Origin of the sequence: Methylobacillus sp. (genome assembly GCF_036844465.1) — a bacterium.
Lineage (GTDB): Bacteria > Pseudomonadota > Gammaproteobacteria > Burkholderiales > Methylophilaceae > Methylobacillus.
In genome coordinates this window covers 17,927-36,883 of sequence record NZ_DAIUFW010000003.1, presented here as the reverse complement: position 1 = coordinate 36,883, position 18,957 = coordinate 17,927, and the positions used below count along the sequence as shown (strand labels likewise).

At 55.1% G+C, this 18,957-nt stretch carries 20 protein-coding genes; 9 read left to right on the top strand and 11 right to left on the bottom strand.

Annotated features, from left to right (window positions below; translation table 11 throughout):
• Nucleotides 1-12: 12 nt before the first annotated feature.
• From V7Z75_RS04550 to cysZ, 3 genes are all read right to left on the bottom strand, one after another.
• Nucleotides 13-468: a phosphate-starvation-inducible PsiE family protein gene (locus V7Z75_RS04550; RefSeq protein ID WP_334107437.1), complete on the bottom strand. Its 456-nt coding sequence runs from the start codon at nucleotides 466-468 to the stop codon at nucleotides 13-15.
• Nucleotides 469-607: 139 nt separating this feature from the next.
• Nucleotides 608-1,513, bottom strand: a complete 906-nt coding sequence (locus V7Z75_RS04545; RefSeq protein WP_334107436.1) for a LysR substrate-binding domain-containing protein — start codon at nucleotides 1,511-1,513, stop codon at nucleotides 608-610.
• On the bottom strand, nucleotides 1,510-2,268 hold the full coding sequence (gene cysZ, locus V7Z75_RS04540; RefSeq protein ID WP_334107435.1) for a sulfate transporter CysZ: 759 nt from the start codon (nucleotides 2,266-2,268) through the stop codon (nucleotides 1,510-1,512). The genes V7Z75_RS04545 and cysZ overlap by 4 nt, the downstream gene beginning before the upstream one ends.
• Before the next feature lie 123 nt (nucleotides 2,269-2,391).
• On the opposite strand from cysZ, the gene V7Z75_RS04535 reads away from it, so the two are divergent.
• The 8 genes from V7Z75_RS04535 to V7Z75_RS04500 all read left to right on the top strand — a co-directional run bounded on the left by V7Z75_RS04535 (nucleotide 2,392) and on the right by V7Z75_RS04500 (nucleotide 7,651).
• Nucleotides 2,392-3,105 (top strand): pirin family protein, encoded by a 714-nt coding sequence (locus tag V7Z75_RS04535; protein ID WP_334107434.1) that lies wholly within the window; start codon nucleotides 2,392-2,394, stop codon nucleotides 3,103-3,105.
• Nucleotides 3,106-3,126: 21 nt separating this feature from the next.
• Nucleotides 3,127-3,693, top strand: a complete 567-nt coding sequence (locus tag V7Z75_RS04530; protein WP_334107433.1) for a flavodoxin family protein — start codon at nucleotides 3,127-3,129, stop codon at nucleotides 3,691-3,693.
• A 39-nt stretch (nucleotides 3,694-3,732) separates the two neighbouring features.
• Entirely contained in the window at nucleotides 3,733-4,314 is a 582-nt protein-coding gene (locus tag V7Z75_RS04525; protein ID WP_334107432.1) for a YceI family protein, read from the top strand.
• A gap of 78 nt (nucleotides 4,315-4,392) precedes the next feature.
• Nucleotides 4,393-5,469, top strand: a complete 1,077-nt coding sequence (locus tag V7Z75_RS04520; protein ID WP_334107431.1) for an alkene reductase — start codon at nucleotides 4,393-4,395, stop codon at nucleotides 5,467-5,469.
• A 19-nt stretch (nucleotides 5,470-5,488) separates the two neighbouring features.
• Entirely contained in the window at nucleotides 5,489-6,073 is a 585-nt protein-coding gene (locus tag V7Z75_RS04515) for a nitroreductase family protein (RefSeq protein WP_442919885.1), read from the top strand.
• A gap of 51 nt (nucleotides 6,074-6,124) precedes the next feature.
• Nucleotides 6,125-6,502: a thioredoxin family protein gene (locus V7Z75_RS04510; RefSeq protein ID WP_334107429.1), complete on the top strand. Its 378-nt coding sequence runs from the start codon at nucleotides 6,125-6,127 to the stop codon at nucleotides 6,500-6,502.
• Between the two features lie 388 nt (nucleotides 6,503-6,890).
• Nucleotides 6,891-7,331, top strand: a complete 441-nt coding sequence (locus V7Z75_RS04505; RefSeq protein WP_334107428.1) for a hypothetical protein — start codon at nucleotides 6,891-6,893, stop codon at nucleotides 7,329-7,331.
• Nucleotides 7,332-7,429: 98 nt separating this feature from the next.
• The gene (locus V7Z75_RS04500) at nucleotides 7,430-7,651 is read left to right on the top strand and encodes a PEP-CTERM sorting domain-containing protein (RefSeq protein WP_334107427.1); all 222 of its coding nucleotides are present in this window, start codon (nucleotides 7,430-7,432) and stop codon (nucleotides 7,649-7,651) included.
• Between the two features lie 147 nt (nucleotides 7,652-7,798).
• On the opposite strand, the gene V7Z75_RS04495 is transcribed toward V7Z75_RS04500, so the two are convergent.
• The 5 genes from V7Z75_RS04495 to wrbA all read right to left on the bottom strand — a co-directional run bounded on the left by V7Z75_RS04495 (nucleotide 7,799) and on the right by wrbA (nucleotide 11,295).
• The gene (locus V7Z75_RS04495) at nucleotides 7,799-8,146 is read right to left on the bottom strand and encodes a hypothetical protein (protein WP_334107426.1); all 348 of its coding nucleotides are present in this window, start codon (nucleotides 8,144-8,146) and stop codon (nucleotides 7,799-7,801) included.
• Nucleotides 8,147-8,176: 30 nt separating this feature from the next.
• Nucleotides 8,177-9,202: a peptidoglycan DD-metalloendopeptidase family protein gene (locus V7Z75_RS04490; protein WP_334107425.1), complete on the bottom strand. Its 1,026-nt coding sequence runs from the start codon at nucleotides 9,200-9,202 to the stop codon at nucleotides 8,177-8,179.
• Complete coding sequence (locus tag V7Z75_RS04485) at nucleotides 9,202-9,873, bottom strand: protein-L-isoaspartate(D-aspartate) O-methyltransferase (RefSeq protein ID WP_334107424.1); 672 nt, start codon at nucleotides 9,871-9,873, stop codon at nucleotides 9,202-9,204. Before V7Z75_RS04485 ends, V7Z75_RS04490 begins: the two co-directional genes overlap by 1 nt.
• Before the next feature lie 3 nt (nucleotides 9,874-9,876).
• The gene (gene surE, locus V7Z75_RS04480; RefSeq protein WP_334107423.1) at nucleotides 9,877-10,620 is read right to left on the bottom strand and encodes a 5'/3'-nucleotidase SurE; all 744 of its coding nucleotides are present in this window, start codon (nucleotides 10,618-10,620) and stop codon (nucleotides 9,877-9,879) included.
• A gap of 75 nt (nucleotides 10,621-10,695) precedes the next feature.
• Nucleotides 10,696-11,295, bottom strand: a complete 600-nt coding sequence (gene wrbA, locus V7Z75_RS04475) for an NAD(P)H:quinone oxidoreductase (RefSeq protein ID WP_334107422.1) — start codon at nucleotides 11,293-11,295, stop codon at nucleotides 10,696-10,698.
• Nucleotides 11,296-11,521: 226 nt separating this feature from the next.
• Here wrbA and V7Z75_RS04470 point away from each other — a divergent pair, with 226 nt between their 5' ends.
• Nucleotides 11,522-12,295 carry a PEP-CTERM sorting domain-containing protein gene (locus tag V7Z75_RS04470; protein WP_334107421.1) on the top strand — a complete coding sequence of 258 codons (774 nt, stop codon included), beginning with the start codon at nucleotides 11,522-11,524 and terminating at the stop codon, nucleotides 12,293-12,295.
• A 172-nt stretch (nucleotides 12,296-12,467) separates the two neighbouring features.
• Here the strand turns inward: V7Z75_RS04470 and V7Z75_RS04465 are convergent, their stop codons facing one another.
• From V7Z75_RS04465 to purB, 3 genes are read right to left on the bottom strand one after another with little or no spacing between them, the layout of a single operon-like run.
• The gene (locus V7Z75_RS04465) at nucleotides 12,468-15,641 is read right to left on the bottom strand and encodes a translocation/assembly module TamB domain-containing protein (protein WP_334107420.1); all 3,174 of its coding nucleotides are present in this window, start codon (nucleotides 15,639-15,641) and stop codon (nucleotides 12,468-12,470) included.
• Entirely contained in the window at nucleotides 15,641-17,368 is a 1,728-nt protein-coding gene (locus V7Z75_RS04460; protein WP_334107419.1) for an autotransporter assembly complex protein TamA, read from the bottom strand. The genes V7Z75_RS04465 and V7Z75_RS04460 overlap by 1 nt, the downstream gene beginning before the upstream one ends.
• 52 nt (nucleotides 17,369-17,420) lie before the next feature.
• Entirely contained in the window at nucleotides 17,421-18,791 is a 1,371-nt protein-coding gene (gene purB, locus V7Z75_RS04455) for an adenylosuccinate lyase (RefSeq protein WP_334107777.1), read from the bottom strand.
• Nucleotides 18,792-18,957: the final 166 nt, after the last annotated feature.

Below are 18,957 nucleotides of genomic sequence, written 5' to 3'. Positions count from 1 at the left end.
CTTTTTGGCGGGTTAATCTACGCGCTGCTTCTGGCCGATTCGCACCAGCACGAACGTTAGGCCGAGCATGAGTCCTGCACCTACCCAGAGCAGTACTTCCATGGGGTCGGGAGTAACGTCCTGTACGGGCATGATAATGAGTTTGCGCAATACCAGTACCATGGCGACCTCAATGAAAGTTTCTACCTCCAGTTTGGCACCCATGAGGTAACGGATTTCAGCGGAGATCAGGGCTGAAATCGACCATAGCAGCATCAGTGTACCCAGAGCATTGAGGAAACCGTGCACCAGGTTGTGTGTCGCCATGGCAGCGCGCACGTCCACATAGAACAGCCAGGCGAACATGATGACGGAAACCGCCAGTGCCAGGCCGATGGTGATATGGGCGAATCCATTGAGCCAGAGCATGGCACGGATGGTATAGCGGTTGATGACGTTGAATTCGCGCGGAAAATGGTTTTGTCCCATGATGGCTGAGCCAGGTGTCCTTGTTATTGATAGAGATAGTGGAGACGGGCGTTTAATCACGCCCGGGCCGAGTCGCGCCAATATACCAAATTTTGGTGAGACCGAGGCCCATGGCATCCGGCTTTCCTTACTTTGGTATTCAACTCAACAGAAAATCCTTGATATCAAGCTGTTGCAATGCGTGCAGCAACCATTGCTGCGCTTTGCCGCCTTGGCTGCGCCAGGCAATACAGGTGACGAGGCTCGGTTTAGGCTCGGCTACCTGGAGGATCACGAGCTCGCCATGGGCCGCGTGGTGTTCGGCCAGCGTGCGCGGCAGGTAGCCCACGCCCAGCCCCTTGATTTGTGCCAGTGTTTTGCTGGGGATGTCCGGGACAGATAGCACATCCTGGCCGTCCAGTATGCCGGAAGTTCTCGCTGGAAGGCTGCGCGAGCTGTCTGCCGCCGAGATGGAACGGTATTGCTGGATGTCGGAATTGGATAGTGGTTCAGGCATCATTGCCAGCGGATGCGCGGGAGAGACGGCGAAGACAAACTCCACCGAGCCTAGCAGGGAAGTGGTATAGCCGCCGCCCGGCGGACCTTCGCCGGGGGCGCCGATCGAGATGTCGGCGCGGTTGCTCATGAGCGCATCCCAGCTTCCGCCATAGACTTCCCGCAATAATCGTACCCGAGTGCCGAATGACTGCGCGTAGAAACGTTCCAGAATGTCGTATAGCGGCTCCAGCCTGAGGATATCGCTGACGGCAATGCTAATATCGGTCTCGATACCAGTCGCCACACGGCGCACGCGGCATTCCAGCTCGCCTGCGGCCTTGAGCAGGTGGCGTCCTTCGCGCAGCAGTTCATTGCCTGCTTCGGTCAGCCTGGCCTTGTGTCCGCTGCGGTCAAACAGGCTGATGCCGAGTTCGTCTTCCAGTTTGCGGATGGTGTAGGTGATGGCAGAAGGGACACGGTACAAGCTCTCTGCCGCAGCGGAAAAGCTGCCTTCGCGGTCAATGGCGTCGAGCACTTCCAGTGCCTCTATGGAGAGCTTGATACTCATGGGCGCACGCTCAGGGAGTGGTGTTCCTGCACCCAGAACGCAGTAGCACCGACGATGGCGGCGGGCATCATCAGGATATTGAGGCCGGGTATCCACAAGGCCAGGTAAACGCTCGCGCCAAAACCCAGACTTTTCCAGCGCTTCTGATGCAGCCAGGCCATCATGTCCCGCCAGCTCAGCTTGTGGTTGTCTGCTGGGTAATCCAGGTATTGCACGCACATCATCCAGATGCCGAACAGCATCCATAAGGGCGGGGCAAGCAGATTGAGCCCTGGAATCAGCGATAGCAGCAACAGCGCCAGCGCGCGCGGCAGGAAATACATGAGCTTGCGCAATTCACGCCCCAGGGTGCGCGGCACCATGGCGATCAGCTCTCGCATGCTGAACGGCGGGAAGTCATCCTGGCCACGGATCAGCACTTCGGCCTTTTCAGCCAGTAGGCCGTTGAAGGGCGCGGCGATCAGGTTGGCGAACAGGGTGAAGGTGAAGAAGATGATCAATATCAACAAAATGACAAACAGCGGCCACAGGAGATAGGTGAGGAAGTCCAGCCAGCCCGGCAGGGTGGCCTGCAAGCAGGCGAGCCAGAGGCCGAACTGCTGCGTGCTGTAATAAACCATGGCGGCAAACAAGGCGAGATTGATCAGCAACGGGAGCAGAACGAATAGGCGCAGGCCAGGGCTGAGTAGCAGCTTCAGACCCTGCAACACATAGCGCGGCCCCGAAAAGTCTGAAAACTGGAGTTGGACGGGCATAGTAACAGTGGTTATCGCATCATGTTCATAATTTTTGAACAATATATGCAAAATTCTTTGCTATCAATAGCAGATTGTACTCCCTATCATGGCTTTCATCATTCAAGAATATTGAACCATATTATGATCAGTTTACGTAAAGCCCAGGAGCGAGGCCACGCCAATCATGGCTGGCTGGATAGCTATCATTCCTTTTCCTTTTCCAATTACTATGATCCGGCGCATATGCATTATTCCGTGCTGCGCGTGATCAATGAGGATGTGATTGCTCCTGCCAGAGGGTTTGGCATGCATCCGCACAGCGATATGGAAATCATCACCTATATGCTGCAAGGCGAACTGCGGCACCAGGATAGCCTGGGCAATGGTTCGGTGATCCGGGCGGGCGATGTGCAGCGCATGAGCGCGGGAACGGGTATCGTGCATAGCGAGTTCAATGCTTCTGACCGGAGGCAAGCGCATCTTCTCCAGATATGGTTGTTGCCAGAGAAAAACGGTATCGCGCCCGGTTATGAGGAAAAGCATTTTGATCAGGAGCAAAAGCGTGACCGCTGGTGCCTGATTGCTTCTCCTGATGGCAGGGAAGCATCGTTGCATATCCATCAGGATGTGGAGTTGTATGCCACTGTGCTATCCGAAAACCAGCAGCTCAGCTATCAGATCAAGCATGGCCGCAGCCTCTACATTCAGGTGGCCCGGGGTAGCGTGACATTGGATCAGGTAATGCTGGAAGCCGGCGACGCAGCCAAAGTGGATGAGCAACAATCTATTGAACTGAGCGCGGCGGAAGAGTCGGAAATCCTGTTGTTCGATCTGCCGCAACATCAATCACATTAATGTAAATAAGGAAGGACTGGCATGACAAAAATTGTAGTGGTGTATCACAGTGGCTATGGCCACACGGCAGCACAAGCGCGCGCTGTTGCCAAAGGTGCGGAAAGGGTCGCAGAGACTGAAGTCATTCTATTGGATTCCGACGAAGCGCAGCAGAACTGGGACAGCCTCAATACTGCTGATGCCATCATTTTTGGCAGCCCGACCTATATGGGCTCCGTATCCGCCCAGTTCAAGGCGTTTATGGACGCCAGTTCCGGTATCTGGTTCAATCGTGGCTGGAAAGATAAGGTGGCGGCAGGGTTCACTACTTCTGCTAGCCAGAGCGGTGACAAACTCAATACCATCATACAGTTGACCATTTTCGCGGCGCAGCATGGCATGATCTGGGTAGGTAATGATCTGCTGCCGGGGAACAATAGCAGTGCGGGTTCAGTCAATGACTTGAACCGCCTTGGCGGTTTCCTGGGCGCCTTGGCTCAGGCCAACAGCGACCAAGGGCCTGATGTTGCGCCTTTACAGAGTGACTTGCTGACAGCAGAACACCTGGGAGAGCGGGTAGCCAGCATCACTACGAAGATTCATGGTTGAAAATCAATCACAATTTTTTGAATACAGAGAGGAAGCTCAATGAAACATTCCATCATCAAACTTAGCCTCGTTGCAGGCCTGTTTACCGCAAGCAGTCTGGCATTGGCTGCTGCCGAGACTTATGACATCGACAACAAGCACAGCTTTGCCAACTTTACGATTCGCCACGTAGTGGCCAAGGCTTCCGGCACTTTCAGCGATGTGACCGGCAAACTGGTTATCGACAAGGATAATCTTGCCAATTCCAGCGTGGATGCCAAGATCAATGTGCTGAGCGTGAACACCAGCAACGCCAAGCGTGATGAACATATTAAAAAAGAGGAATATCTCAATGCTGGCAAGTTTGGCGAAATGCATTTCGTCAGCACCAAGGTTGAACCCACTTCCGCGACCCAGGGCAATGTCACTGGCAAGCTCACCATCAATGGCGTGACCAAGGAAGTGACACTCCCGTTTGCCGTGCTCGGTTTCGGCAAGGATCCCTGGGGTGGTACACGCACCGGCATTGAAGCCAAGACCATCATCAAGGCTTCCGATTATGGCTATACTTGGGGCAAGCCTGGTTCGCCAGTCGGTGATGACGTTGAAGTGACTTTATTGATCGAAGGCATCAAGAAGTAAGCTGTCATTGCCAACACGGTAAGAACGCCCGTTTGCTCGCCAAGCGCGGCGTTTTCTATTTAATAGGAGAGGTTTCTAATGACTGCCGATTTGTTCAGCCCTGTGACATTGGGCCGAATTGCGCTCAACAACCGTATTGTCATGGCGCCGCTAACTCGCAATCGCGCGGGTGCGGGCAATGTCCCGCAGCCCATCAATGCGGAATATTATGCGCAGCGCGCTTCCGCTGGACTGATTATCAGCGAGGCTACCCCGATTTCCGCCACTGGGCACGGCTATCCATTTACTCCCGGCATTCATGATGCGGCGCAGGTGGAGGGATGGAAGCTGGTGACCCAGGCAGTGCATGCCAAGGGCGGCAAGATCGTGCTGCAACTCTGGCACGTGGGGCGGATTTCCCATCCATCGCTACAGCCCGGCAATACCTTGCCGATTGCGCCTTCGGCGATCAAGCCCGCCGGGCAGGCTTTCACCTACGAAGGCTTGCAGGATTACGTCACGCCGCGTGCATTGGCGCTCGAAGAGCTGCCGGGCATTGTGGCGGATTATGCGCGTGCTACGCGCAACGCGCTTGAAGCGGGTTTTGACGGTGTCGAGATTCATGCTGCCAATGGCTACTTGCTGGACCAGTTCCTGCGTGACGGCACCAATCACCGCACCGATGAATATGGCGGCAGCATTGAAAACCGCACGCGTCTTTTGCTGGAAGTGACCAAGGCGGTCGTTGAAGTTGCCGGTGCTGACCGTGTGGGTGTGCGCATTTCGCCGCTCAACCCGTTCAACGACATCAGCGATTCCAACCCGCAAGCATTGTTCAACCATGTTGCTGACAGTCTTAGCCCGTTTGGCTTGGCCTACCTGCATGTGGTGGAAGGCGGCATGGGCGGCAGTGAAGTGCAGCCATTTGATTTTTCTGCCCTGCGCCAGCATTTCAAGGGGCCTTATATCGCCAATCTCGGCTATGACAAGGCCAAAGGCAATGCAGCAATCGCCTCCGGCCATGCCGATGCGGTGGCGTATGGCGCGCTGTACATTGCCAACCCGGATCTGGTGGAACGCTTCCGTCAGGACGCGCCACTGAATACGCCGGATCAAGCTACCTACTATGGCGGTGACGCCAAGGGCTATACCGATTACCCAACCCTTCAAGGATAACAATATGAAAAAACCTGCCATCACCAGTGTTGCCATTGACAACACCATTGCCGAGCGCTGGAGCGGCCGCGCCTATGATGCCGCCAAACCGGTGGCACATGAGCAGACCATTGCCATGCTGGAGGCAGCGCGTTGGGCGCCTTCCTGCTATGGCGACCAGCCATGGCGCTTCATCGTCTGGGACAAGAACAAGGATGTCGCCGCCTGGCACCAGGCATTCGATACGCTGGTGGAATTCAACCAGGGCTGGGTCAAGAATGCGCCCTTGTTGTTCATGATTGCTGCTGATACCCAATTCCAGCACAACGGCAAGCTCAACCGATGGGCGGCCTATGATACCGGCGCGGCGGCGGAAAATATCTGCCTGCAGGCGACGGCGATGGGGCTGATGGCGCACCAGATGGCCGGGTTCGATGCAGACAAACTGCGTGCTGCTTTTTCCATTCCTGAACAGATCGAGATCATTGCCATGATTGCGGTCGGCCATGCCGCCGACCCCGCCAGCCTGGAAGGTGAAATCAAGGAGCGTGAATTGGCGGAACGCAGCCGCCGGACCTTGGGTGAGCTTTTCTTTGACAGCGCATGGGGCAAGCCCATTGCTTGAAATGGCAGTCTGATATAATGAAAACCTTTAATCAATTAACCGGATTTAATCATGCCCGTTCTGCAGCTTACTAAAGCCAACTTCAAGCAAACCGTGGAAAGCAATGATTTTGTCATCGTTGATTTCTGGGCGCCATGGTGCCAGCCTTGTGTTGCCTTCACACCTGTGTTTGAAGCTGCGGCAGAAAAAAATCCCGATATCGTATTTGGCATGGTGAATACGGAAGACGACCCGGAAATCGGTGAGTATTTCGAAGTCAGCAAGATTCCAGGCATCCTGGTGATCCGTGAGCAGGCCGGTATTCACGCCCAGGTGGGTGAAATCGGCGCAGACGCGTTCGACAAGATCATCGAATGGGCAAGAGCCTACGACATGACCCAGGTGCGTGAACACTATGCCCGGGAGGCTGCTGAAGCCAAGTCCAAATAATATCCCGTCTGTTTATCAGGAAAAACAGCCTTTCAGGTTCGAATGCTGCTCACTGTATAGTGAGCAGCATTTTTATTTCAGCAAGTTGCGGCTTGCATTCCCACTAATTTTCTCTCAATTATTCAATATCTCTGATGTGAGTTGACGATCAGGCGTTATGTTCTTAAACATATTAAGTATGGTATTTCTTTCCAGGATTTCATAAGATTTATTAGTCCAAATGGGCTAATAATCAACAAGTTATTTTTATGGAAAATAATAATGAAGAGAGTATGATGATCATGCCTAACATGGGTGAGCCAATATCAGATTTAATATTGTGCGGACAGGTAAAGTTATTGGAAAGTATCCAAGCAATTGAAGATCACAACATACATTGGAGGTAATCATGAAAAAAAGGATCGTATTCTTGGCTGCTGCTGTACTGGCAGTAAATGCCACTGCAGCCAGCGCAGCAGACCTTGCTATTTTTGGCAATAACAATATTGGTACTCTCTATAGCGGCGCGGGCCATAACGTCACTTATGTGAGTGATGCGCAACTGGCGACAGCAGGTTTCCTGGATAGTTTTGATGCTTTTATTTATACACGTGATGGATATTCATTTGGTAGCGGCTTATCAGTAGATGCAGCCGCCAATGTAAAAAGCTATGTGACTGGTAATGTCGTCCTTTTTAACGGTGATTTCCAGGATGATATTGGTGTTGCCAACACCAACCTGTTATTCAGTAATGCGCTGGCATTTGTTCTTGGAGGTGCTGGTAAGGGTTACCTTGGTGAGTATCGTGGTGCTTTTGCAGCATATGCTTCCAATGATGATGGTAACTGATTAATGGACACTCTGGCGTATCTGGGTATGCTGAAGGTGGTTCAAATCTGGACATTAACCGTACTAGCTATGGTGATGTACATTCCATTACGGCAGGCGTGACATTTCCTTATGACCCTGCTGCTGTAGAGTATGGGGCACAGTTGTCAGGTGAAAATCCAGCAGTTGTCTTGGCACGTTTTGCTAATGGTAATGCCGCTATTATTGCCGGTGGGATAGATCAGATTAGCGCTCCCGTGCCAGAGGCTGATACATATGCCATGCTGTTGGTTGGCTTGGGACTTCTTGGTGTGGTTGCTCGCCGCCGCCGGGTAACGTAAGCAGTTTTTAATAAAATAGCGAACCAGCCTGTTTCCTCATGTCGGAGTAGGCTGGTTTTTATTTTTGTGATTTCTGAAATTCTGCAAATTCAGGAAATCTTGCATTAAGAGGGCAAGACCTCCCAGGCTGGTCTAGTGTGAAGAAGGTTAAAAGCCGCCCGTGTCCACTAATCTGAACAGGAAAAATAATCCGATCGCCATCATGATGTAGAGGGGAATATCACCACGCTTGCTCAATTCCCCTCGTTTGGGCGTTGTCAGCCAGCGGTTGGTGAGATAAAGCCCAAGAATAATGATGGGAATCGACAGCATGGTCCAGGTGCTGGAGAACAACCAGTTGGCAAGCTGGCTCAACCAGCCTTCATCGCTGAACAGATGAACGGTAATGCCAAGGATGCCGACCAGCATCAGGCTTATTCGCAAGAGAGCCAGTAAGGTAGCGAGCAGGGATTCTGGCCGGTTTTCTGATGTCGAGGTACGCCCGGGTTTGCTCATGATGGCTGGCTCCTTGAAGCTGGCTGGCGATTAACCTGGTGCAGCAGGCAGATATTTCGCTGGGTCAACAGATTTGCCCTGGCGACGGATTTCAAAATGCAGCTTGACCTTGTCGGTATCCGAATCCCCCATTTCAGCAATTTTCTGGCCGCGGGTGACCTGTTGGCCTTCTTTCACCAAGATATTGCTGTTGTGGGCATATACGGAAAGATAGGTATTGTCATGCTTGATGATGACGAGCTTGCCATAACCGCGCAGGTCGGAACCGCTGTAAATTACCTTGCCCGGCGCGGCGGCATGGATAGACTGGCCTAATGTGCCACCGATATCCAGCCCCTTGGTGCTGGCGGAATCGTTGAATCCGGCAATCACCTTGCCGCTGGTAGGCCAGGACCATTCAATGCCGCCTGATGCTGAAGGCGAGGTTGTCGTGGTTGCAGGAGTGGCGGTAGATGTTGTTGGTGTGGTTGCCGTATTTGCTGGGGCCGTAGCTACTTGCGTTTGTGGCGCAGGGGTAGGGGCATTCAAGGCTGCCTCGCTATATGGCTGGCGTAATGCCTTGGGTTCTATGATTAGCAAGGGTTGGCCGGAAGGTGCGGCGATATCTGTAGTCTGGCTAGGCACGGTGGCGGATGGAGTTGCGCCGCCATCCAGGTTGAGCGGGGTGATGATGACATCACCGTCGGCAATACTAGCAGGTTGGCCCGGAATCGGAGTGATTGTGGCTACAGGGTCGGCGGCGCGTGCGGGGAGCTTGAGCTGCTGACCGACATGGATGGTATAGGCCGGGGCAGCAATATTATTGAGCTGGGCGATTTCCTTGTAATCAAAACCATATTCCAGGCCGATACTGTACAAGGTATCGCCTTTTTTTACGGTATGCGTATCGCTACCAGCTTGTGTTGAAGTTGCTGTAGCGGGCTGGCTGGCAGTTGTAGTTGCCGGTTTCTTGGTAACGGGCGCGCGGTCTACAACCGGAGCATGTTCTGTTGTGCTGCAGCCGATCAGCAGCAGGCTGACCAGCGAAGAAATACGAAGGGATTTTGCTAAATACATTAATTGGTTCCACCCAGAAGCGGTACAAATTTGACTGCTTCCAGCTTGGTTTTTCGAAATTCCGAACCGGAGGCGGTCTTGATATGTTCTATCAGGTACAGGGTTTGCTCTTCCGTGCCGACGGGGATGACCATCCGGCCACCCACCGCAAGCTGGTCCAGCAGCTCTTGTGGCACATGGCGTGCAGCTGCTGTGACAATGATGCCGTCAAAAGGTGCCAGTTCCGGTATGCCCATCGCACCATCCGCATGCTTGAGCTTGATATTGGTCAGCTTGAGCTCGCGCAAATGGTTGCGCGCCTTCATGAGTAGGGGACGGATACGTTCCACCGAATAGACTTCTTTGGCGACCTTGGACAGCACGGCGGTCTGGTAGCCGCAGCCGGTGCCGATTTCCAGCACTTTTTCCAGCGGATGCCCGTTGCGCAAGATTTCGGTCATGCGCGCCACAATATAAGGCTGCGAGATGGTCTGGCCGAAACCGATGGGCAATGAGCCATCCTCATAGGCGCGGGAGGAGAGCGCTTCATCCACGAAGATATGGCGCGGAATCATGCCCAATGCGGACAATACTACCTCGTCCTTGATGCCCTTTTCGCTCAGCCGCGCCAGCATGCGCTCTCGCGTGCGCTGCGAAGTCATGCCAATACCACGTAATACTGTACTGCTCATGGTTTAGCGCATCAGCCAGTTTTTGACCTGTTCACGCTGGGTATATTGCGTCAGGTCCATTTGCAGGGGAGTGATGGAAATGCGGTTCTGACTCACGGCATGGAAATCCGTGCCTTCGCCGGCATCCTGCGCGCTGCCCGCCGGGCCTATCCAGTATACGGATTGCCCGCGTGGTGTGGTGGACTTGATGGCGGGTTCTGCCTTGTGACGTTTGCCGAGCCGGGTCACTTCCGTGCCTTGCAGTTCCTCGAATGGAATGTCGGGAACGTTGATATTCAGCAATACTGGTGGCGGGAAACGATCTTTCTGGTAGCGTCCCACCAGTTCCACCATAAAGCGGGCCGCCGTCTCGAAATGCTGAACACCGTGGCGCGACATAGATACCGCAAACGAGGGAATGCCGAGCAGAAAGCCCTCGGTCGCCGCGGCGACTGTGCCGGAATAAATGGTGTCATCGCCCATGTTGGCGCCATCGTTGATGCCGGAAATCACCATGTCCGGCAATTCCTCCAGCATTCCAGTCACCGCCAAGTGCACGCAATCGGTAGGGGTGCCATTGACATAGAAAAAGCCATTGCTGGCCTTGTGCACGGACAGCGGCCGATCCAGCGTCAGGGAGTTGCTGGCGCCGCTGCGGTCGCGTTCCGGCGCTACTACAATCACTTCTGCCACTGTGGACAGGTGCTGGGCCAGGATATTGATGCCGGGGGCAAAATAGCCGTCGTCGTTGGAAAGAAGAATTCGCATATTTGAATTATAACCGAGTCATGGCGCGCTTTTCACGCCTCATTATCAACAATGCAGCAAAGTATACAAGCGAATTCAACCATGCTGCCGCAGCTTCAGCGCAGTTTCCGCCAGGCGTTTGCCCAGCGCGATGCACAAGGCTTTTTCATCGGCACTAATCTGTTTGTCATTCAGGGATCCAGCGAAGTGGCTCGCGCCATAGGGCGTACCGCCTGTGCTGGTCGCGGCGAGCGCTGGCTCGGAATAAGGCAGGCCCAGCACTAGCATGCCATGGTGCAGCAGTGGAATCATCATGGACAGTAAAGTGCTCTCCTGACCACCATGCATGGATGAGGTGGAAGTGAATACTGCAGCAGGTTTGCCGATCAAGGCACCCTTGAGCCAGAGGCCGCTGGTGCCATCGAGGAAATACTTCATCGGTGCCGCCATGTTACCGAAGCGGGTGGGGCTGCCCAAGGCAAGTGCCGCGCATTCTTCCAGGTCGGCCAGTTCGACATAAGGGTCGCCACTGGCAGGAATATCCGGCTCGGTAGCTTCATGGTTGGCGGATACCTTGGGCACCGTGCGCAGCCGAGGTTGCGCGCCTTCCACGGAAGCAATCCCGCGAGCGATGAGTTTAGCCATGTCGCGAACTGAGCCGCCCTGGGAATAGTAGAGAACGAGAATGTCAGTCATTGGTATTTTCTGGATGCCCGGATGGTTGTCTGTATAAAAAGGGCAGGAGCCGGAGCATTGGAAAGATGGCATATAAACGGCTCTGTTAGTCCTATCGGACTAACTTCAGACATTATTTCAATAATCGCGTTTTGTTACAATCATTGATGTAGGTTCCGGGTGTGTCAGGGTTGTAGATTGGGCGAGGTTTCCGGGAACCCATCACTTAATTTGATAGGGGGTAAAAATGAAACTGCAGCTATTTATCGGCGCAATGGCGCTAATGATATCAGGCTCTGCCCTGGCGGGCTCTGTGCTTATCGTGAACGGTTCATCTTCAACAACCGAACCTGACACGACGGCAGCGATTACCAGTAACCTGAGTACCTTGCACACTGCGGTTGGCAACACTGTGACAGTGAGCAGTGATATTCCGACCGATCTGAGCGGCTATGCGCAGATATGGGATATCCGTTTCAGTGATCATTTCGGACTCACCGATGCCCAGCAGACTCAATACCTTGGCTTCCTGCAAGGTGGGGGCGGTATGTTCCTGATGGGTGAAAATAGTAGTTTCATGAGCCGTAATAACAGTATTTTCGACTTCATTGGGCTGGTGGGTGGAGGAAGTATCGGATGGCAGTATGTTGATAGTTATCAGCAGGTAAATGCCCCTTTTACCGGCCCCAACCCGGTGACCTGGGTGGATTATGCTGCTCCTGGCGGAATGGACAGTGCAGGTAGTGGTTTCTTTATTACGGAAGGGCAAGGCGGCGGTGGCTCGGCTGTAGCTTGGGGTGTGGGTGACCTGAGCAATGCTCTCAATGGTGCGCTGACCACGGTATTCGATGTTAATTTTATGGAAAACAACTATGGTATTGAGCAGCAGAATCTGCTCAAGAACCTGATCGGGTTTGTGGGGGATCAGGTAACGCCTGTTCCTGAACCTTCCGCATATGCCATGCTCGGCATTGGATTGATTGGCCTAGGCGTGTTGCGCCGTCGTAAGCAGGCTGCTTAACGCATATTTGCAATTGATAAACCCCCAAATTTGGGGGTTTTGTTTTTTTACAGAAAAGTCGGCAGTAGGCACAATGCTACCAATAGCCAGAGTTCAAGGGCGATAAGCAACTATATGGTTGCAGGTAGTACGGCTGGTGGCGGTTGCTATGATGCTGTCTGAGTATGTACTTTTACTTAAACTTGAACGTATACAACACATCCACGGCGCTTTCCGACCCCGCCTGTGACACCACCGACCAACTCTTGCTGATGGTGTAGGTGAGCTTGGCGACATTGAGCAGGCCCGTCAGGCTTTTTTCATAGCTGAGATAAAGATTTGAGGAAAGGCGCTTGCCGAAGTTGACGGTGGAGCTTTCCACATCGCTGCCGCCGATGCTGAAACTATCCAGGCCGGCGGCGCGCGCCATGCGGGTTTGCAGCGGGACGGAGTCGCCGCTTTTGGAAAGCAATGCGCCGGCGGCGAGCGAGAGCATGGCGAATTCGTTCTTGCCAGCCTGGTCCAAGCCTTGGCCCAAGACCAGCCAGGAGAGTTTTTCGCTATCGGGCACGTTGGGATTGGATATCAGTTTGACTGTAGGCATCTGGACATTGCCGGTGATTTCCACGCCAGCTTGCACGGTTTGGTTCTGGCGCATGGCGATGATGTTGAGGCCGGGGTTGTCCAGTGGTCCGCTGAAGTTGACGATGCCCTTGGTGATATTGAGCACCTGGCCATAGGCCATGTAAGTGCCGCCGACCATGATGGAGCCTTCTCCGCGCAGCTTGTCGGGTACGCTGCCAGATAAAGTGAGGATGCCGGTGAGGTAGCCATCCAGCCCGAAGCCGCGCAGCAGGAATTGCTTGCCCGGATCGACAATACCGGTGACTTCGTCGCCCAGGTTGATCTTCAGAGTGCCCAGCGTGATTTGCAGCGGGTTGCTTTCTTCTTCGCGCTCGCGACCGATTACTACCACGTCATCGCCCAGTTTCGGCGCGCCTTCGCCGGCAAGCTCGATCAGGCCGCGCACGATGCGCAGGTCGCCGTCCAGCGTAAGGTGGTTGTCCTGCATGACAGTTTTGGCTGTACCGTTCAGCACCAGCAGGCGGTCGGTCCGCTCGGCGGCGGTGAAGTTGTCCAGCGTCCAGTCGATGGCCATTTCCGGTTTGCCAGCTACCAGGCGGATATCGCCGCTGGCATTGATGCTGCCCTGGCCGCCGGTAAAGCGTAATGTGTCCAGGTTCAGCTTGTCTCCCAAGAACGAGGCATCGAGCTGGCCCTGGGTAAGGTTGACGCCTTCCGCTGGCAGGCTGATGGCCAGGTTGCGGCCGCGGATATATCCGTCGAGGTTGGGGTTGCCGATGCTGCCGTTGGCGTTGATGCTGATATTGAGCGTGCCATCGGCGTGGATATTGGGCGCGGGCAGCCAGGCGAGGCTAGTAATATCCGCAGCCAGGCTGGCTTGCAATGGCGCATTGTTTTGCAGGTCGAAACTGCCTGCTTCGCTGGTGACGACGGTGCTGGCCTGCGCGGTGATATTGCCGAGTTTGTTGCCCTGGATATGGCTATCCAGACGCACGCGGTTTGCTTCCATGCTCAGCAACAGCTTGACCTCTCCCAGGCCCAGCGGCTGATCCGGCTCTCCTTCACGCACGACCGCGAGGTCGCCCGATTCGCGTTGCAGCGAGATGCTGCCGTTAAGCGTTTCCTGGGCATGTATATTCCATTGGCCGGAAAATACCGGGTTGCCTTTGAGGTTTGCGGGCAATGAAAACAGCAGGGGCGGAATATCCTGCAAGGCAAGCTGCTGGATCTGGCCGGAGGTTTGCAGTCCGCCTGGCCTCTGCCGCAGGGCGTCCAGGCTGATGCGGCCCTGGTTGAATTGCAGCACGAGATTATCGATGGCTAATCCGTTCTCGTCGTAACGGATAGGCGCTGGCGCTTGTAGTCTGATCGGGGTACCAGAACGGTATTCCAGTTGCTGCAATGCTCCTAGCCAGGCGCCTGTGGTATCCATGCCGCCTGTGAGGGTGGATTGTAGTTTTAAGCCAGTTCCGCTCGCCTGCAATTGGAGAGTGTGTTGCGCGCGGTTGCCATGCAGGGCGATGTTGCCATCCATGAAGCTGCCCTGGTTGATGCGCAGGCCTTCGGCATCGAGTGTTGCCTGGAGATTGCCCAGGGCGTGCAGGTCGCCCTGACCGCTGACCTTGCGCGCAGTCACATTGCCGGGCAGGCGCAGGTTTTCCGCGAGTAGCTGGAATTGCGCGTTCAGATCGTCGAATTGACCGCTGATTGTGCCGTTTGCCTGGGCCTTGCCCGCAAAGGCCGAACCCAGCGCAGTCAACGCGGGGAGTGTGGCTTGCCAGGTAAGCTTGCTGTCGGGCGTGCCCAGATTGCCCTTGGCGCTGATATGGTTGCCGCCCAGCGATGCATCGAACTGGATGCTGTCCAGGATATTGCCGAGCAGGCGCAGGCTGGCCTTGGCTTGCAGCGGCTGGCCGCGCCATTGGCTGTCCAGGCTGTTGAAGGTCAGATGAAAGTCGGCGGCAGGTAATAGCTTGCCGTTGAGGTTGAGGTCGGCACTTAGGCGGGCATCGGTTGCCTGGCCTAATGCCTTCGGGTTCAGGTCGCGCAGGCGGATATCGAGCTTGAGCGGCAAGTCGCCTTCCAGGGCGATTTGTCCGCTGATATCCAGTTTCCCCGCTGCAGGCAGGGCGCTATCCACAGCCACCATGGCGGGCCGTTGGTCTTGCATTGCAAACAGATTATGCATTTCGAAATGCAAATTCCTCAGGTCGCCGGAAAGCACGGTATCTAAGTCATAAGGCGTGTCGCCTTGCGGCTGCTTGACGTGGATATTGCCGGTCAACGGGAACGGCTTGCGGTTTTGCAAGGCGATATTGGCCGTGATGCCGCCCCAGGGCGTTTCTGCGCGCGCCAGTTCCAGGCGTATGGTATTGCTGTCCGCAGCCAGGTTGAGAGTGACGTGGCGCAGCACTTGGCGGCTGTTGCCGGAAACGATCTCGATTTCGTCAATGGATGCCTGCGCTACTTCAATGGGAAACGGGATGCGGATGGTATCCGGCAGTTCGGGCAAACTGGTAGCTGGGTCACTGGATGCAGCCTCTGGCTGGCCTGGTTTCATGGTAATGACCAGGCGCTCGGCATGGAGCTTGTCCACACGCAGCCGGCCTTCGCGTGTCGGCAGCAGCCGGAGGCTGCTGTCAAACTGCAACAGGTCGATTTCCATGCTGCCTGCATCATAGTGCATGTCCTGCAAGCTGGAATTGAGCTGGATCAATGCATAGGCAGGTGCGATGCAGGGCAGGAACCACATCAGCAGGATGAGCAATAATTTCCTGATCATCAGAAGGTGACTCCCAGGTTGAAGTGCAGCCTGTATTCGCCGGTTTCCTGGCCACGGGCGATATCCACGCCTATCGGGCCTGCCGGGCTCTTGAAGCGCGCGCCCAGGCCATAGCCATACACGGGTTTGAGGTCGTGGGTATTGTTGGCCGCATTGCCGAAATCCACGAAAGCAGCGGCGCCCCATTGACTGGTCAGCCATTGGATGACTTCGATGCTGCCGGTGAGCAGATAGCGTCCGCCCACGATGGCGTTGCCATCAGGGACGCCCAGGCTCTGGTAGGCATAACCGCGCACGGACTGGTCGCCGCCTGCACGGAACAGGTAGGTGGCGGGCGCGTTATCGGCGCCGCTGACGATGCCGCCTTCGAGCCGGGCGATGAGTTGCGTGCTGCGGGTCAGCGGGTAGTAAGCCTGGGTCTTGGCGTAGCTTTGCAGAAATTTACCGTTGGCCATGACATCGAGCGGGGCGCTGGTGAATTGCGCATTGAGCAGGTAGCCGCGCGTGGGATTGAGTTCATTGTCGATGCGGCGCAAGGTGATGCCGTAGGAAAGGGTAGCTGCATAATTGTTCTGCGATTCCGCGCCATCGACGGATACGTGTTCCAGCAGATAGCCTGCGCCTATGGTCTGTTCGAAGCTGCGCGGCCCCCATGAGCGCTTTACCCCGGTACCCAGGGTGGAGGTGGTCTGGCCCTCGATATCCAGGCGATTGAGATCGGCATTGAAGCTGTCGCGGTAGCCGTTCTTGTCGGTTGGCAGGCGGATCAGCGAATTGAGGGATTGCGCTTTTTGTTCCAGTTTCAGGGTGTTGGTGAAGCGCCAGCCGCGGTCGAACAGGTTGAGATCCTGATAAGTGAATGTCGTGCGGGCGCCGGTATTGGTGCTGGCGCCGACGCCGATGCCGATTTGCCTTGATTGCATTTCCGTGACGTTGACGACAATAGGCGCGGACTCAGGGTCGGCATCCTCGGTGCGGGAAATGACCTCCACGTTGCTGAAATAACCGCTGGCCTGCAGCTCGGACTGGAAAAACAGCAACCGCGCCTGGCTATAGGTTTCTCCGACTTTGATCGGGTTCATGTTTTCGACCAGGCTGCGCGGATAACGTTGTAGGCCATGGATTTCGAGCGTGCCGAAACGAAAAGGGGAACCGCTATCGATTTCCACCAGCAGCTTGGCGTTGTTGCTGGATGCATCGATTTCTGCCTTGCTATTGGTGATCCTGGCATTTGGATAGCGTTGCAGTATCAGCCCGCTCAATAGGTTGCGCTTGGCGCTGGCCCAGTTGTCCTGGCTGAATCGCATACCCTGCTTGAGTGTCCAGTTCTCGATGAGCTTGGCGGGAGCGGGTGATTCCTCGCCAGCTTGTCGTGTGATGGGGCCGTTGAAGCGGATATCCACTTCCTGGATCGTTACTGGTTCCCCGGGCTGCACCGTGAATTTTGCCCGGTGCCTGATGGTCTCGCCTTCCGTATTGGTTTCCGTGCTTTGCTCAATGGAAGGCGAGAAATAGCCCTCTGTCGCCAGCAGGTCTTCAATATTGCGCGGGGCGACCTGCAACAGGCGGTGCCATTCAATGGACGTCATGCGCGGACTGTTGAGCCAGCGCATGATTTCCATATGTGTTTTCAGGAGATCGTCAACAGAGGAAGGTGCATCAATATCGACGCTGTAGCGGGTTTCTGCCGCATGGCAGAAGGAAACAGCCAGGAGGCACCAGGTCATGAGCGCAAGCGAACATACGCTCATGGCCCGGGTTAAGAGAGATGGAGTTTCCCTAGATCGATTTTGCAAGTGCGCTGGCTTTGCCTGTATAGGTGGCAGGCGTCAGCTCCAGCAAGGCTTGCTTGGCTTCTGCCGGAATCTTGAGCTCCTGAACGAAGGCATGCAGGGACTCCTTGTTGATGCCGCCCTTGCCGCGCGTGAGCGCCTTGAGCTGCTCGTAAGGATTGGGCACGCCATAACGGCGCATCACGGTCTGGATAGGTTCCGCCAGCACTTCCCAGTTGCTGTCCAGGTCTTCCGCCAGTCGCTGGCGGTTGACTTCCAGCTTGCCCAGGCCCTTGAGGCAGGAATCGTAGCCTAGCAGAGCATAGCCGAACCCCACCCCCATATTACGCAGCACGGTGGAGTCGGTCAGATCGCGCTGCCAGCGCGAAATGGGCAGCTTTTCCGCGAGGTGGCGCAACACGGCATTGGCCAGGCCCAGGTTGCCTTCGGAGTTCTCGAAATCGATTGGGTTGACCTTGTGTGGCATGGTGGAGGAGCCGACTTCGCCTTCCTTCACTTTCTGCTTGAAATAGCCCTGGGAGATATAGCCCCAGATGTCGCGGTCGATGTCGATCAGGATGGTGTTGATGCGCGCGATGGCATCGTACAACTCGGCCATATAGTCATGCGGCTCTATCTGAATGGTATAGGGATTGTAAGTCAGGCCCAGGCCTTGCACGAAGTTGCGTGCGAAGCTTTCCCAATCAAAATCAGGGTAGGCGGAGAGGTGGGCGTTGAAGTTGCCTACTGCGCCATTGATCTTGCCAAGGATGTCGTTATTGGCGATCTGTTCGCGCTGACGACGCAGGCGATACACCACATTGGCCAGCTCCTTACCCAAGGTGGTGGGAGAAGCGGTCTGGCCGTGAGTGCGGGACAGCATGGGCGTATCGGCAAGTTCGTGCGCCAGTTCGGTCAGGCGGGCGATGATCTTGTCGATGGTCGGCACCAATACCTCGTCGCGCGCGTGCTTGAGCATCAGGGCGTGTGAGAGGTTGTTGATATCCTCGGAAGTGCAGGCGAAGTGGATGAATTCACTGACGGCGCGGATTTCCTGATTATCGTCGAAACGCTCCTTGAGCCAGTATTCCAGCGCCTTGACGTCGTGATTGGTGCGGGATTCGATAGCCTTGACCTGGGCAGCCTGGGCTTCACCGAAATTGGCGATCACCTTATCCAGCTCTGCGATGGTTTCCTGGCTGAACGGCGCGATTTCCTTGAGTTCAGACTCTGCAGCCAGCGCCTTGAGCCATTCAACCTCAATCAGCGCGCGGAAGCGGATCAGCGCATATTCGCTGAAATAAGGGCGTAACGGGTCGAGCTTGGATTGATAGCGTCCATCAAGAGGGGAAAGCGCGTTAAGCGAGGTAAGCTCCATCAGTAAACCTTTTTGCATGTCGGTAAATGCGGACCGTCTTGGCTGGTGGCGTGCAGACAGCCTATCCGCGTTGGAAAAGCGTGATTTTACCTGACATCTGCGATTGGCAAAATCATGAATCTGCACTACAACTCGCATGAAAAGCCGACGATGTTCAAGTTTGGTG

What these genes read in the sequence shown, in the direction of transcription:
- V7Z75_RS04460 (WP_334107419.1), bottom strand. Translation starts at nt 17,368, where the DNA reads ATGACCTGGTGCCTCCTGGCTGTTTCCTTCTGCCATGCGGCAGAAACC.
- cysZ (WP_334107435.1), bottom strand. Translation starts at nt 2,268, where the DNA reads ATGCCCGTCCAACTCCAGTTTTCAGACTTTTCGGGGCCGCGCTATGTG.
- V7Z75_RS04490 (WP_334107425.1), bottom strand. Translation starts at nt 9,202, where the DNA reads ATGTATTTAGCAAAATCCCTTCGTATTTCTTCGCTGGTCAGCCTGCTG.
- wrbA (WP_334107422.1), bottom strand. Translation starts at nt 11,295, where the DNA reads ATGACTGACATTCTCGTTCTCTACTATTCCCAGGGCGGCTCAGTTCGC.
- V7Z75_RS04545 (WP_334107436.1), bottom strand. Translation starts at nt 1,513, where the DNA reads ATGAGTATCAAGCTCTCCATAGAGGCACTGGAAGTGCTCGACGCCATT.
- V7Z75_RS04495 (WP_334107426.1), bottom strand. Translation starts at nt 8,146, where the DNA reads ATGAGCAAACCCGGGCGTACCTCGACATCAGAAAACCGGCCAGAATCC.
- V7Z75_RS04485 (WP_334107424.1), bottom strand. Translation starts at nt 9,873, where the DNA reads ATGAGCAGTACAGTATTACGTGGTATTGGCATGACTTCGCAGCGCACG.
- V7Z75_RS04470 (WP_334107421.1), top strand. Translation starts at nt 11,522, where the DNA reads ATGAAACTGCAGCTATTTATCGGCGCAATGGCGCTAATGATATCAGGC.
- V7Z75_RS04530 (WP_334107433.1), top strand. Translation starts at nt 3,127, where the DNA reads ATGACAAAAATTGTAGTGGTGTATCACAGTGGCTATGGCCACACGGCA.
- surE (WP_334107423.1), bottom strand. Translation starts at nt 10,620, where the DNA reads ATGCGAATTCTTCTTTCCAACGACGACGGCTATTTTGCCCCCGGCATC.
- V7Z75_RS04525 (WP_334107432.1), top strand. Translation starts at nt 3,733, where the DNA reads ATGAAACATTCCATCATCAAACTTAGCCTCGTTGCAGGCCTGTTTACC.
- V7Z75_RS04510 (WP_334107429.1), top strand. Translation starts at nt 6,125, where the DNA reads ATGCCCGTTCTGCAGCTTACTAAAGCCAACTTCAAGCAAACCGTGGAA.
- V7Z75_RS04505 (WP_334107428.1), top strand. Translation starts at nt 6,891, where the DNA reads ATGAAAAAAAGGATCGTATTCTTGGCTGCTGCTGTACTGGCAGTAAAT.
- V7Z75_RS04520 (WP_334107431.1), top strand. Translation starts at nt 4,393, where the DNA reads ATGACTGCCGATTTGTTCAGCCCTGTGACATTGGGCCGAATTGCGCTC.
- V7Z75_RS04535 (WP_334107434.1), top strand. Translation starts at nt 2,392, where the DNA reads ATGATCAGTTTACGTAAAGCCCAGGAGCGAGGCCACGCCAATCATGGC.
- purB (WP_334107777.1), bottom strand. Translation starts at nt 18,791, where the DNA reads ATGGAGCTTACCTCGCTTAACGCGCTTTCCCCTCTTGATGGACGCTAT.
- V7Z75_RS04550 (WP_334107437.1), bottom strand. Translation starts at nt 468, where the DNA reads ATGGGACAAAACCATTTTCCGCGCGAATTCAACGTCATCAACCGCTAT.
- V7Z75_RS04465 (WP_334107420.1), bottom strand. Translation starts at nt 15,641, where the DNA reads ATGATCAGGAAATTATTGCTCATCCTGCTGATGTGGTTCCTGCCCTGC.